This window comes from Leptospira sanjuanensis (genome assembly GCF_022267325.1).
Lineage (GTDB): Bacteria > Spirochaetota > Leptospiria > Leptospirales > Leptospiraceae > Leptospira > Leptospira sanjuanensis.
The window spans coordinates 2,259,941-2,274,120 of the sequence record NZ_JAIZBG010000001.1 but is presented as its reverse complement, the minus strand read 5'-3'; the positions used below and the strand labels follow the sequence as shown (position 1 = coordinate 2,274,120).

The following is a 14,180-nucleotide window of genomic DNA, read 5'->3' as shown; positions in this document are numbered from 1 at the left end:
GATATCCTGATAAATTATATCGGAATGCTTCTCGATTCTCCAAGGAAAAAACTCATCCCGAATCCTCTCAAAAACGCCCCGAATCGAAAAAAAATTTTATGTCCTATAACACGGCCAGTTCGGTTTCTTTGGAAGTGATTTTCCGGATTTGCCTTATGCTTTTTCGAAAACTGATCGAACTTTTATTCAGAATGAAATCGATCCCTACGACAAAAGTTTTACTCGCACTTCTATTGACCATCACCGTTGCCATCGGAGCCGACGACGCAGGAAATTGGATCGGTTCCTTTTCGTCCGAAGACTACGAGGATTTCTTGGAGCCGGTGGAAAAGGAAAAGATCTACTACTATTGGCAAATGGAGAAGTTGAAACGGGCCGTGGCTCCGAGATACATCCGTTACATCGATTCTTCCTTATCCTTGGAAACGGGAAAACTTCTCAATCGTGGAATTCTATTTACTTTCGAAGGAATCGAAAACGAAGACGTTTCCGTCTGCGGAAATTTTTCGCTTTGGAGATGTATTCCGCTGAAGAAGAACGATCACGGAGTTTTTTACACGGTCTACAATCCGGAAAGCAGGGACACGATTCGCGAAGAATTGAAAATCTTAGAATACAAGTTCCGAGTCGACGGTTTGTTTACGCACGACCCGTCTAACTCGGATTCGGTGGAAGACGGGGACGGTTCCTTGGTTTCACGACTCGTCGCGATTCCATCCGGCCCGGACAAACACGTGACCACAAGGATCTTGGAAGATTCTCCCTATGAAGAATTGGAATACAGAACCGTCGAGTTTCGAATTTATGCGCCGGACGCGGAGATGATTACGTTGGTCGGGGACTTCAATCACTGGGACCCGGAAGAGGACGTTTTGAAAAAAGAAAAGGACGTGTTCACTCTTATCAAGAAGATGAAACCGGGAACGTATCTCTATAACTTCGTTCGAGACGGAAAAATCATCTTGGACACGTTCAATCAAAACACAAGACTTCGGGAAGATACGGGAGAAATTTCTTCCTATCTTACGGTTCCCGAACGTTCGTACGCTTTGGAAGCGAAATAAGAGAATCTTTTTTTCATTGACCGGGACTTTTCCCGGGCTTTTTTCTACACATCATGGAAAAAGTCCGCTTGGGAGTGTATGCGTTCGGGATCATCATAGTCGGGATTCTCGTGTTCACTCTCTCTAAAAGCTGGTTCATATTGGATCGCGGGGTCGAGTTGGTGGAACCCGGTTCCTCGAAAGAAGAACCTTTGACACCCGCGGACCGAAGCGGAGATCTACTCAATCATTCCGTGGTTCTTTGGGAACGTTACCTTTTTTATCCGTTTGAACTTTCCAGGGAAACCGTGGCCGGTCCCAGAAAGACTTTGAACCACGCGCGAAATCTCACCGTAATCGATCTTGAATCCGGCATTCCGCGCAAACTCTTCAACCGCAACGTTTATATCTGGGATTATTTCACCGGAACGGACAAGGAAAAAGAGGTCGGCGTAGGAGAATCCACAGAAGAATCCGAATCGGATTCGGTTCTTGCGCACGGAATTTCCACAGGCAAAAATCTGATTCTAATCGGTATGACCGAGGATACGAACAAGGACGGATTTTTAAATCAAAGAGACCGCAAACAGGTTTTCGTTTACAATCCGATCGCGGCCACTTTGGTCGGAGTTCTTCCCAGAAAGTATTCCTTGGAGAAAATTCTTCCTTCTTCCGGCAAAGAAAGACTGGTGATGATCGTTTCCCTTGAAGAGGAAAAAGAGGAACCGAAAAAGAAAAAACCGTCCACGGCTCCGAAACTTCCGGAAATCACATTCTATATTTATGATATTCGAAACGGAAGAGGAATGTTGGTCGATCGGCCTTGAGGCGAGAAACGTTTTTCGTAATTCCCTAATAAAACATCAATTTACGTTTTAAAGTTTCGAATTTCCTCTCTTATTGGCTTTTCATTCCTGTTTTTATGCCCTTAATCAATTTTGCGTATATTTTACGCACTCATTGCAGAATTCGTAAATGATCTCGATTAAAGTTAAATATTATTGGAATAAATGACACATAGATACTAATTGATTTTATTTTGACTCTAAAGTATTATTATTTTTAAAAATTTACAACTATAAACTTAGTTGAGCTATATTGACGTCTTGAATGTTGTGGATTTGTGTTTAAATGCATTAAATATACGATATTTTTATTTACGTTAGTCTTCTTGAGTTATTGTGATTTGTCTACTCCAACAGGGAAACTATTGCTTCCATTAGTTACTAATTCGCAAACAAGGTATCCGGCGATCGTCATCTCGCAGGATTTTATTCCCTCTCCATTGCTAACAACGGAAGTTCAAGCGATCGGCGCGGTTATGAATTCTCAAATACGAAAGGGACAAAATTTACAAGAAAGTAAATTGATCCAATTGGAAGGGCTTCGGGATCTGAATCAGTTGTTTCAAAATCCAAATTCTTCGGACAATCTTGCGTTTGTCGGTGATATTCCGGGATACGCTCCCGGTATGACCTTGCTCGAATATTCCGACCAAGTAATTCAGAGTATGCTCGTTGATGCGGAAAGTTTTCCCATCGAAGTTTTAAAGGAATTTAGGATTGAGATTACGGTTTGGATCTATTCATTGCAAATGCTCTTAAAAGTTTGTTCTCCTGTCGATGCGGACGAATGTAAAATTCTTTCTTCTCTTTCAGACAAATATTTATATATGCGAGAAGAGATAATTAAAACGACGCAAAAAAAGATGAAAGCGGAATTAGGAATTTCGAATGAATAAAAGAGCAGTTGTATTAATTTCATTTTTTTTCGGACTTCGTTTTTGCAAGCGAGTGCGGTAAGTGAATGGTATGGAAAATTGAATAGTGCGCTTACCGGCGTTCCGACGAATGCACAGTTATTGGAAGAATTTAGAGAGGCCCTTTTTGCTCGGAATGCTTTACGACAAGCTTTCGAAAGAAATCTAGAAAATAGATGCAAAGCGAAAAACTTTACTACTTCAGAACCAAGAGGTCCTATTTCCCAAAACGATGTACTTACGAACAATCAAAGGCATATTATTTTTTGGGGCGACTCTATGACGGATTGGATAGATCGAATCCCAATGAAATTTGATATACCTGGACAAGGGCCAGTAGGGAATGATATACCGGTAGATCCAAAATTTTATTACGGCAATAATTGGAATGTAATTGATAAGCAAGCAATTGGAGGTTCAACGTCAGAAGATTTACGTTATCATTTCGATTTGAAAGGTGGAAGTGATCCTTCCAAATTTTATCCAAATCCGATGCCCGGTTATGATACTCATATCAACTTGGAAAACCGTCGGGCGGTGATTCTTTACGGCGGTAACGATATTTTACGATATGAGGTAATCTTAAAAGCTGTTCCCTGGTTGAGTATCTTCCGACAAAATGCAGTGATTAACAATTTGAACCGCTTGGTTACTTATCACCAAGCGCAAGGAGCCCAAGTGTTGATTGTTAGTCATACGCCTCGTCCCGCTCTTCCTCAGTTCAATTTCTTCGGTGATCTTGGTGTCCTCGGAAATTTTTACAATCAAATGTTTCAATTTGCGTTGAATGCTTTGGCGACTGCAATTACTACTGCTGGGCCGGTTTATAACGACGTAAGGGAATGTATTGCAGCAGGAAACTGTACGGCACCGCAAACCACCAAAGAATTAGCGGCAGCTTCCATTTATTCGGGTTCGAAGGAAAGAGAAGTCGAAAATTTTCTTGCGAAAGCTTTGAACTATTCGGGAAGTAAAAGAACGGATACGAGCTGGCTTTCACAACAATTAGGTTATCTTACTTTATATACAAAGAATCTAGTCGTAATGCAAAGGAATATCGAATATCTCGACGAATGGTTTGCGTTTTCCGATCCAGGTGCGTTAGCTGCAGGTCGTTGGTGGGAAGGGAACCCGAATTTGTATGGAGGTGATTCGATCCATTTCTCGCATCCGTTTGGTCATACGTTACACGCTTCTAATGTAAGTAATAAGATCAGTGAATTGGGCTGGTGGACAAATCCGACTCCGCAGCAAGGAGATCGATGTAATTTTACGAATACTGCCACGTTTCCCACATCACAACCCGCAGGTTGGACCCCCGAACCTCCACCGCTTCCGGAAGCAAACTAGGATGCCATGTTATTGATTATACTATGTTTTTATTTTGGGATCTGTACATTCTAATGAGAAAAAAAATATTACTGATTGCTGTTATTCTTTTTCTTTGTTTCTGCAATAAGGACGGGGAATGGGAAGATCCAACTAAACCTAAAAAAGGCACTAGTGGCGAACAATGTACGTTATTTTATCTTTATTGTTTTGAACAGGATAAAGCCTGCGTAGAGGATGCAACAGGCAAAAAATGCGGGACTCAATTGGCAAATTGTTCAAGCTTAGTCAGTGAGTGTGTAAGAAATGAAAAGTAGAAAATATATGCATCGAAATCTTTGGATTGTTTAATTGCTGCCTAAGTTCTTTGTTCGATGACGTCTGTTTGGCGCCTCATTTTGGCCTTGAGAGTTGTAATTTTTCTGAAATTTACCTTATGAAACGAAGGATTCTAATTTTTGCAATGATTGCGTTTGTCTCGTTTTCTTGTAACGATAAAGGCGATATTGTTAGTCCATTCAGCAATTATGATAAGACAAGCGCACTTGAATGCGTTAGCGCGTATTTATATTGTGACGAACAGAAACGTATCTGTTCTCAAAACAGCGAAGGTATGGAGTCAGCAAATTGCGGAAGTCAATACCATATTTGTGTGACAAATTTTGTGATGCGTTGTTTGGATGATATGAATCCAGACGATAAAAATTCGCCAATCATCTAATGGAAGAACCGAAGCTCCAAACCTTAGGTTTAACAAATTATGATCTATAAGTGCTTTATCTCGATGATCTTGATTTTTTTATTTGTTGCATGTGGCAAAGAAAAAGAGAAAGAAACTCCGCGAAATACATCGCCTGACGAAGGTTCGAAACATAAAATGGAGTCTTGTCCGCACGAACTGATGCAAGTTCGAATCCTACCGCATCCACCGAACTTTTTGAAAATGAAAGATGTCCAGTATTGTTTTTATAAAAGAGAAAAGAACAAATATTCATTTTACCGTACATTATTTCCAGGTGAAAAACCGCTTACGATTGTCGATAAGGATTCGATTGTATGGTAAATAAATTCAGGTTTTTCATATTTTTGACTATAGCGCTTTGTTCAAATCTTGAAGCTGATTCTGTTTGGAAAAAAGGATTCATAATAACCAAATCAGGGCACGCGCTATTCGGGGATTATCAAGAGTTGGAATCTGGTTATTTTTTAAGACAGGGAAAGATTGGGAATCTTTTGCCGAAAGAATCGATTCAATCCGTTGTAGACGAAAAGTATAGGGAGAAAATACTCAAAAGTAGTCCTTTGAAGGCTTCTTTTGAAAGTTTGATCTATCTTAGAAGCGGTTCGGAATATCGTTCTATTGAGGAAGAGAATATAAGAAAGAGAAATTATCTCGCGTTCGGCTTGAAGTTTCTATCTTTAGGATCCGCTCTTTATTTTTTAAATGAGACCGTTATAAATCAACGTAGGACTGCAGATTCAATTCAATTCGTTAATTATGAGGAGAGGACGGCTGAATTTTTACGTTCAAGAGAAAATTTCTATTTCTCGGCAACCCTCTTTTTGTTCGTTTCATTGTATTATTTTGTTGAGGCTTACAGGTATTACGATACAGACGCTGTGGGCGAGAAAACCGGCGCATATAAGGCAAAAGAAATACCGCTGGAGGAATATCTCAGAATAATATCTTCCAATCAATCTCACTTATTTCAGAGTCCGTCGCCTTTCGCGAGTAGTTACGGTTTTTATTATGAAAAAAGTTTTGCACATAACTTTTAAAATAGCGTTTTCGATTCTCTTTTGGGGCTGTTTATATGTGCCGAGACCAGACGAAGCTAAATTCGCATTTTATTTTTCCACTTTGTATCTATCTCAATCGGGATGTAGCTTCTATCTACAAAATATTCAAAATCCGAATCTTTTCTACAGAGGATGTGTAAATTATCTATTTAGCGAATGTTCATTACCAAAAATAAATGAATCGAATTCTCGCAGATTTGAAACGCTTAGGAATGGTTTACTTAAAATTGCATCTGAGGTTAATAATTGCATAATCGAAGTCTATGGGGAAATTCAAACTTTAGATTCGATGCTAAAAAATGCGGATCCATATATGTATAAGGCAAATCGGATTTTGAAAATTGAACAAACGGATTTCGAGGCGAATTGTAACTCATTTGCGGATCGGGAAAAACTATTGCAAGCGTACGAACTTCCCAATATGTATGATCCCTCAATCTATTTGGCAATTCAAACAACGGATAATCAGTGCAGGCAATCCATTCCGCTTACTCAGTCAGAAAGGGATTTCGTTTTAGCTGTGATAACAAATAAAAAATTATATTATTTAGAGTATTGATCAAAAATCCAATTCGACAAAAAAAGGGACCGCGCGGTCCCCTTATCCATTAGAATTCTCTAAAATTCTTATTCTTCTCTGGATTCGAGCCAGCGCTCCGCTTCGAGCGCGGCCATACAGCCGGAGCCCGCGGCGGTGATCGCTTGACGATACACTTTGTCCTGAACGTCTCCGGCCGCAAACACGCCTTCTACGCTTGTTTGGGTCGTGCCCGGAACTGTTTTGATATAACCGGTTTCGTCCAGATCCAAAATTCCCTCAAAGATATCCGTGTTCGGTTTGTGACCGATCGCATAAAAGAGACCGCCCACGGCGAGTTCTTTCTTTTGACCGTTGACCGTGTCTTGCAGGGTGAGTGCGGTCAGATTTTTACCGTCGCCTTTTGCCTCCTGAACTTGGGAGTTCCAGATGATTTCGATTTTAGGATGAGTGGTCGCACGCTTCTGCATGATCTTGGAAGCACGTAACGAATCTCTTCTATGGACGAGATACACTTTCGACGCGAACTTTGTAAGGTGAGACGCTTCTTCCACGGCGGAATCGCCGCCGCCGACGACGGCGAGTTCTTTGTTACGGTAAATGGGGAGTGCGCCGTCGCAGACGGCGCACGCGGAAATGCCCCGTTGCCAGTATGTGTCTTCACCACTTACGTGCATTCGTTTGGCGGTTGCGCCGGTCGCAATGATAACGGCTTCGGCTTCGATGAGTTCGTCGTCGGACCAAAGTTTAAACGGACGGGAAGAAAAATCGACCTTGGTGATGGTCTGCGTATGAATCGTAGTTCCGTATTTGATCGATTGTTCGCGGAAAAGCTGGGTCAACTGTGTTCCGTCGATTCCTGCTGGAAAACCGGGAAAGTTTTCTACCTCGGTGGTGGTGGTAAGTTGGCCGCCCGCAGCGATTCCACCGGCCATAAAGCCTTCGTACAGAACAGGGTTCAAATTTGCACGTGCAGCATAAATCGCCGCGGTATGTCCGGCGGGTCCGGAACCGATAATGACTATTTTGTGGGCCATTGTATCCTCGAATTAGAATGATTCTAAACTTGATTTACTTTTAGACTCAACCGTTGTAAAGACGATCCTTTTTTCGAGAAAGAAATTTAAAAGTTTTTATAAAAAGACCGTCTTGAATGGAAGCGTTTTTGAGTTTGTCGGGCGCCTCCTTTCGATCTTCGATCGAAAGGACCGAGCTTTTCGCGACTTCGCTTCGCTCCGGTCACGATGTGACCGCGTTCCGCGTCGCTCCCATCTCTGGCGCATCGTAAACCGGATCTCTGGGTAAAACCGGAGAATTCGCTTGCCACACGAGCCTTCTATTCCAACCTTTCCTGTATCCATGAAAGGATTCTTCATCCGAGCAGGGCAAGTCCTTGCCTTCTTCGTCCTAGTATTCTTAGGAACGGAAATACTTCTCAATCTTCTCAAAGCGCCTTCTCTGCAGTTTTACAGAGATCAGAAGATTCTCCATCGATACAATCCGATCTACTACGTCGATTTAGCGCCCAATCAAGATATTTATATCCGTCATTTTGCGGGAAAGTGGGAAGGAAGATTCAGGACGAATTCCTTAGGAATGCGCGGTTTGGAAGAAGCCGATCCCGAAAAACCGAAGCTTGCTTGTTTGGGAGACAGTCTCGTGATGGGATTCGGAGTTTCGGATGAGGACACGTTCTGTCATCAGCTCAACGGAATCGAGTTGAAGGGAGGACGCAGACAGGCTCTGAACCTCGCCGTAGACGCCTACGGATCGTTAGGTGCGGTTCGCAGACTGAAAGACATGGCTCCCAAACTGAAGAATCTAAAAGAGGTTTTGTTTTTCGTTTCGGGCAACGACTTTACGATCCCGGACGAATTAAGAGCCAAAGGAATGCTTTCGGACGACGAGGTGGATGAAATTCGAGACAAGGATCCTTCGTTCAACAGAAACTTTCAGATACAATTCGAGTTGTCCCGAGCTTCTTACACGCTGCAGGCTTTGAAGTTGGCGCTCGAGCAGTTGAAGGTTCAATACGCGTTTACCAAGTTTCGATTGCAGACCGAATGGGATTCGACCGGACTTTCGGCGAGTTCGAACGCGGAACAAACTCCCACAAAGTATATGAAGGATTCATTTTTTCGAACTCCCGAAACGAAGTGTGATCCGCATACGAAAACTACATTCGAAAAAGAGAATGTAACTTCGATATCGACATCAAAGTCCGATACGGCTGTAATTCCGACTCCTGACAACATGACCCGGGAAGAATATAAAAAACAATATTGCCCGGAACCGATTCCCGATTATTTTTCGTGCGTGGACAAGGAGCCGAACCTTGCTTCTCTCGAACCGCTTCCACAGATTACGCAAAAAGCGTATAACGAAATGGTTGAATATTCCCGATCAAACGGAATCCGATTGATCGTCGTTTTAATGCCGATTCAAGTGGAAGAGATTTTTTGCAGAAACCGAGGACTCTATCATCCTCTCGAAAATTACGCGCTTCGCGCTGCCGCTTATTTCGAAAAGAAGGGCGTTCCCGTTTTAAAACTCAGAAAACAAACCGAGGAAATGTGCGGGGAAGTGATCGATACTCCCAAAGGAAAAAAATTCTCGGGGATTCGAGATTACTTTATTCCGGAAGACGGGCATTTGACGGTTCCTGGAAACCGTTGGGCGAAACGTTCGGTGGAAAAACAGCTCAAGGAATTGGAAAAGAATGCTTTTTAATTCGGTTCAGTATCTTATCTTTGCGCCCGTAGTCATTCTCGTATATTTTTGGATTCCCGCAAGATTTCAGAGGTTGTGGCTTCTTCTGGCGAGTTTGTATTTTTACGCCATATTCAAAATTCCTTTTATTCTTCTTTTGATCTATTCGATCGTTTTGACCTATTATGCGGTCAAGGGAATGGAAGCGGCACATTCCAAATTTCTAAAGTTGCTTTGTCTGAACGCGGCGGTCTGGGGAAATTTGCTTCTTCTTTATGTATTCAAATACATGGACTTTTCGATCCAGGCGTGGAATGTCTTTACGAATTCCGCTCCCTGCGATCCTTCCTATGTTCCGCTCACGGGCGCTTTGTTGCCGATGGGGATTTCCTTTTTCACCTTGCAGGCGATTTCATACGCGGTGGACGTATATCGCGGAACCGTTCCGCAGGCGAAGAGTTTGTTTCAGTTCGGATTATTCTTGTCCTTCTTTCCTCAGTTGGTTGCGGGGCCGATTATCCGTGCTCAGGATATGCTCCATCAGTTTCTGGAGAATTACGCTTACAGGAAGGAAAATCTTCTTCCAGGAATTCGTCAGCTCGCGTGGGGGCTTTTTAAAAAGACATTCGTGGCCGATCCGATATCGATGACTGTCGATCCGGTTTTTGCAAATCCGGGAGCTTATGATTCTTGGTCTTTGCTCGTGACTTCTTTTTTGTTTTCGTTTCAGATCTATTGCGACTTTTCCGGGTATTCGGATGTTGCGATCGGAACCGGAAGAATCATGGGATATTCGATTCCGGAAAACTTTGTGCGTCCGTTTTTATCTCAGACCGTAACCGAGTTCTGGAGAAGATGGCATATCTCCTTCTCCTCTTGGCTTCGGGACTACATTTATATTTCTCTCGGTGGAAATCGAGTGAGCATTCCCCGAGCTTACTTCAACGTCTTTTTTACGACGTTTATCAGCGGGCTCTGGCATGGAGCCGATTGGAATTTTATCATTTGGGGAGCATGTCACGCTTCCGTGATGGTGTTTGAACGCTTTATCTTTTCTTTTTCGATCTTGAAACGGGGCTGGGACAAAATTCCGGAATGGATCAAATACGTTTATCCGTTTTTCGTATTTTCCTTTTCGATGTTTTTCTTTCGTGCAAAACCTTCTCTCGAATACGGATATGAAACGAGTTTAGACTTGGCGTTTGCGATTGTTAAGCGAAGTTTTTCGTTTGAAAGCGGCCAAGGTCTTGCGGTTCCGTTTTCCGTTCTGTTTGCAGTAATCGTTTTGTTCGGCGCTGACTTTTTACAAGAGAAGAAATCGAATTGGATGGAAAATCTCCAAAGTAAACCTTGGGTTGTTTATCCCCTTGCGGGTATGATGATTCTGGTGGGATTTATTTTATACAGCGTAACCGTTAGTCAGCCGTTCCTGTATTTTCAATTTTGAAAGCTTGAAAGTTTTTTTTGACGCTGTTTGCCGTTCGATCGTTCAGGAATCGAACCAGTCTCGGTAATCTAAAACGTAAAAGGAGTTTTCGGGAATGCATTGTAGTGTTCTCGTGATTCTGTTGTTTAATAGGTCGAGGTGGAGGATATAACTGTAATTCCTGTGGAATGTAGGACCTCCTTCATTCATCGTATTCACGATAGAATATCCGACTCCGGCGCGATCTAATTCCAAAAGAAAATTAAAAAGAAAACAACGAGAAACTCCGTGAGCCTGGGCAAGAGTTCCGAACAAAGCCCAACTTCCCGTGCTCAGACGGACATTGATCCGTTTCATTTTTTTCGGACCGGGACTATTTTGATACAGCGTTTTTCCCGGTTTTTGACCCAACCGAGGAATTGCCGTCAAATATTTCGAATATCTTTTTAAAAGCTCGGGGATTCGTTTGGCGAGATGTCGCCGTTCTGACTCTGAATAAAGAGATAAGGTCGCCTCCGAGACAATCAGAGTTACAACGTTCGTTCTATTATCCTGAAGAACGCCATCAAGCTTGTGATCGGAATTGAGAAGTAGCACGCCCATATCGGAAGCGGTTCCGCGGGGATACAAAATGGGACATTGTTAATTCGGATTTTCAAAGAAAAATAAACAACCATGTACCAGATATTGAAATTCCAAAAAACGAAGAGTATGATCGCAAGTCGAGAGTAAGAATCTCGAAATTTCAACCTACAAAAAAATCAGACAACCGACGAGCAAACAATGTTTCCGTCGCAGACTCAGTCAATCTATCTACCGACCAGCAGCAATCGGAATAGGAATTCTCTCTAAGATTCGCTTAGAAATCAATTGAGCCGAAGTCGGATTCGGATGCCCATCATTCTGAAGATAAAAATCCGTTCGATTCTTCTCGTATTCGCTCAGAAAATCCGGTCTCGTATCCAAAACGGGAATCCCTTTCTGCTGAGCAATCACGGCCACCAAATCCAGCAAAGGCGTCGATGGAAGAGGAGTCAAATCATGTGTGCCATTCGGATACAAAACAACCGTCAATGGAATCTTCAATTCTTTGCAAACGTCGAAAAACCGTTTCATCTCTTGGAACGATGGATGATCGTGCGGATGATTGGAAAGAGTTTCGGGAATGATTTCGGGACCGTTCTCGCGGAGCTTTTCTAAACGCCGCATCTCGCTTCGAATTTTAGAATAGTTGTAAAGAGCGCTGTATCTGGATAAAAAAACCGAACCTCGAAAGAGCCATCTTCCATAAACCGAATTTCTCAAATAGAATTCCCTATGAACGTCCTGTAAATCCGAAGGATGATAGATCCAAAAAACCGCTTTCGGTAAAATACAATTCTTCCGTTGATCGTCATCGCAAATCAGAGCGCGTTCCATTCTTCTTTGAATGCCGCCTGTCCCGAGAGAATCCACGCCCAAATTGCGAACCTGAATTCCCGATGGCCGCAGCGCTTCCTGCATTTTCCAGGCGATCGTATCCTCGTCATTCTGACCGAAACCGTAAGCGATCGAATCGCCCATCAACCAGACTTCGGGTTTACTGCCAGGAAGAACCGGTTCCTCTGAAACGATTCTTTCCGCGCGCCGATCGACGCGCACTCGAAACGTAAAACCCGCCGGATGAGGAAGAACCGTATCCGAATTCGGACAAAGCATAATCTCGGGAATTTCCCGTTCTTCGATACAATGAACTTGTTTGTCTCGCAGCTTATAGATCAATCCTACAGGCGGAAGAATTCTTAAAAACAATTCACCTAATACCGCAAAGACGATTAAAACAAGAAAGGAACGGAAAAGAATCTTGCGGGTAAAAGACGATTTCATGAAGCGGGCGGCGCGTACAAGGAAAGTTCGCATTTTAAAAACATACGTCGAGCGGGCGGGAGAAGGGCGGGAATCTCGCTCGTTTTAAAACGGCTGAATTCGGAATTGTTTTTCTTTTTTTCCAAAAGGCAATCCTTTAGAAAAACCGCATAACTTTCCGTTTCCTTCTCCTTTCCTTTGGAGAATTTTTCCAGAATTAGCTTGGTCTTGTCCTTGTCTTTTTCTTGTAAATGAATTTCAAGAAGATAGAGTAAAACTGCGGGGTCGCCGGGAACGGAAGTTTCGGCGCGTTCGAGATAAAACGCCGCGGAGTTTAACGCAAGTCCGCTGTCCGCGAGAATCATTCCGAGGGTTCGATTTGCTTCGAGATGCGTCGGATTTTTTTTCAGAATCAATTCATAAAGACGCATCGCTTCCGCCGTGTTTCCTATCGAAAGGGAATCCCGCGCGTCCCAGATCATTTCCTCATTGGAGGAACAGGAAAAACAAAAGAACAGAAAAAATGAGAAGGAAACGTATCGGATATTTAGTCTCATAAATACAGAAGTTTTTGCTCTCAACATTCGAAAAAAAACCGAGGTAGACCGGGATTTGTCCGAGGTTTCGTTTAGAATTTTCCCATAAAGCCTTAAGGCAACATAAAAAAGTTTAATTCTCCTGAGAGGAAACGTCCGAAGGATTTAGTACTTGTTAAACATTTCAGACGGGACTAAAACAGTGACATCTTCACATAACAACCTACTTCAAAATTTCCAGGAATATCTCTCCGTAGAAAAGGGATTAAGCGACAACTCGATTTACTCCTACGGTTACGATTTGAATAAGTTTAAGAACTTTCTGGAAAAGGAACATATCGATTTCCTAGAAGTTCAGGCGAACGATATCATGCGTTTTTTGAACGAGGAGAAGGATCGAAAGATCAGCTCCAAAACCATCGCGAGGGAAGTCGTCGCGATCCGACAGTTTTACAAGTTTCTAAAGGACGAGAAAAAGCTCGATACCAACCCGACTGAAAAGATCGAAACTCCCGAGGTAATGCGGAGCATTCCCGATTATTTGACTCAGGAAGAAATCGAAGAATTATTCGCAAGCATTCGCGAAGACAACCTCTATGAACTCAGAGACAAGTGCATCTTCGAATTGTTATATTCTTCCGGTTTGAGAATTTCCGAAGCCTGCAATCTGAGATTAAGCGACATGGATCTGGAAGGAATGACTCTTACCGTGGAAGGAAAGGGCGGTCGCCAAAGGCTCGTTCCGTTCGGCGAAAAATCCTTGGACATTCTCAATCGTTATCTGAAACAAAGCAGACCTTTTATTCTCAAAGCGAGAAACTGCGAATACCTTTTCGTTTCCAAAAAAGGATCTTATATCAATCGCAAATCCGTCTGGAGACTTTTGAATCACTACATCAAACGGACTTCCATCTCGAAAAAAGTGACTCCGCATACGCTCCGTCACTCCTTTGCGACGCACTTGCTGGAGAATCACGCGGATCTCAAATCGGTTCAGGAACTTTTGGGTCACATCGATATTTCCACGACGCAGATTTACACGCACATGGCTAATAAGACTCTTAAGGAAGTTCATAAGAAGTTTCATCCGAGAGGATAATCGCAAAACTTATCTAAGGAAAGTATTTTTCGGAAGGATTCGAAACCTCGCAAATCCTTTCCTTAGTGTGAACGATTTACCTCGTTGATTCAATTA

General features: G+C 42.7%; 11 protein-coding genes and 1 pseudogene. 8 read left to right on the top strand and 4 right to left on the bottom strand.

Annotated elements, in window-relative coordinates; genetic code table 11:
* The first annotated feature begins 155 nt into the window (after window positions 1-155).
* The 5 genes from LFX25_RS10300 (at window position 156) to LFX25_RS10280 (ending at window position 5,910) form a co-directional block, all read left to right on the top strand.
* Entirely contained in the window at window positions 156-1,064 is a 909-nt protein-coding gene (locus LFX25_RS10300) for a carbohydrate-binding module 48 (protein ID WP_238730162.1), read from the top strand.
* A 53-nt stretch (window positions 1,065-1,117) separates the two neighbouring features.
* Window positions 1,118-1,870 carry a hypothetical protein gene (locus tag LFX25_RS10295; RefSeq protein WP_238730161.1) on the top strand — a complete coding sequence of 251 codons (753 nt, stop codon included), beginning with the start codon at window positions 1,118-1,120 and terminating at the stop codon, window positions 1,868-1,870.
* A 539-nt stretch (window positions 1,871-2,409) separates the two neighbouring features.
* On the top strand, window positions 2,410-2,784 hold the full coding sequence (locus tag LFX25_RS10290; RefSeq protein ID WP_238730160.1) for a hypothetical protein: 375 nt from the start codon (window positions 2,410-2,412) through the stop codon (window positions 2,782-2,784).
* A 42-nt stretch (window positions 2,785-2,826) separates the two neighbouring features.
* Window positions 2,827-4,152: a hypothetical protein gene (locus tag LFX25_RS10285; RefSeq protein ID WP_238730159.1), complete on the top strand. Its 1,326-nt coding sequence runs from the start codon at window positions 2,827-2,829 to the stop codon at window positions 4,150-4,152.
* 1,035 nt (window positions 4,153-5,187) lie between these two features.
* A complete protein-coding gene (locus tag LFX25_RS10280) occupies window positions 5,188-5,910 on the top strand; it encodes a hypothetical protein (protein ID WP_238730158.1) in 723 nt (240 codons plus the stop codon).
* Window positions 5,911-6,558: 648 nt separating this feature from the next.
* Here LFX25_RS10280 and trxB read toward each other — a convergent pair.
* On the bottom strand, window positions 6,559-7,506 hold the full coding sequence (trxB, locus tag LFX25_RS10275; protein ID WP_238730157.1) for a thioredoxin-disulfide reductase: 948 nt from the start codon (window positions 7,504-7,506) through the stop codon (window positions 6,559-6,561).
* A 322-nt stretch (window positions 7,507-7,828) separates the two neighbouring features.
* Between trxB and LFX25_RS10270 the strand changes: the two genes are divergently transcribed.
* Window positions 7,829-9,199: an LA_2490 family SGNH/GDSL-type esterase gene (locus LFX25_RS10270; protein WP_238730156.1), complete on the top strand. Its 1,371-nt coding sequence runs from the start codon at window positions 7,829-7,831 to the stop codon at window positions 9,197-9,199.
* Complete coding sequence (locus LFX25_RS10265; protein ID WP_238730155.1) at window positions 9,189-10,625, top strand: MBOAT family O-acyltransferase; 1,437 nt, start codon at window positions 9,189-9,191, stop codon at window positions 10,623-10,625. Before LFX25_RS10270 ends, LFX25_RS10265 begins: the two co-directional genes overlap by 11 nt.
* 42 nt (window positions 10,626-10,667) lie before the next feature.
* On the opposite strand, the gene LFX25_RS10260 is transcribed toward LFX25_RS10265, so the two are convergent.
* The 3 genes and pseudogenes from LFX25_RS10260 to LFX25_RS10250 form a co-directional block, all read right to left on the bottom strand.
* A complete protein-coding gene (locus LFX25_RS10260) occupies window positions 10,668-11,207 on the bottom strand; it encodes a DUF1564 domain-containing protein (protein WP_238730154.1) in 540 nt (179 codons plus the stop codon).
* Window positions 11,208-11,417: 210 nt separating this feature from the next.
* On the bottom strand, window positions 11,418-12,470 hold the full coding sequence (locus LFX25_RS10255) for an LA_2486 family SGNH/GDSL-type esterase (protein WP_238730153.1): 1,053 nt from the start codon (window positions 12,468-12,470) through the stop codon (window positions 11,418-11,420).
* A gap of 11 nt (window positions 12,471-12,481) precedes the next feature.
* A pseudogene (locus LFX25_RS10250) lies at window positions 12,482-13,061 on the bottom strand (tetratricopeptide repeat protein); the annotation flags it as partial.
* A 126-nt stretch (window positions 13,062-13,187) separates the two neighbouring features.
* Here LFX25_RS10250 and xerD point away from each other — a divergent pair.
* Window positions 13,188-14,084 (top strand): site-specific tyrosine recombinase XerD, encoded by an 897-nt coding sequence (gene xerD / locus LFX25_RS10245; RefSeq protein ID WP_118955771.1) that lies wholly within the window; start codon window positions 13,188-13,190, stop codon window positions 14,082-14,084.
* Window positions 14,085-14,180: the final 96 nt, after the last annotated feature.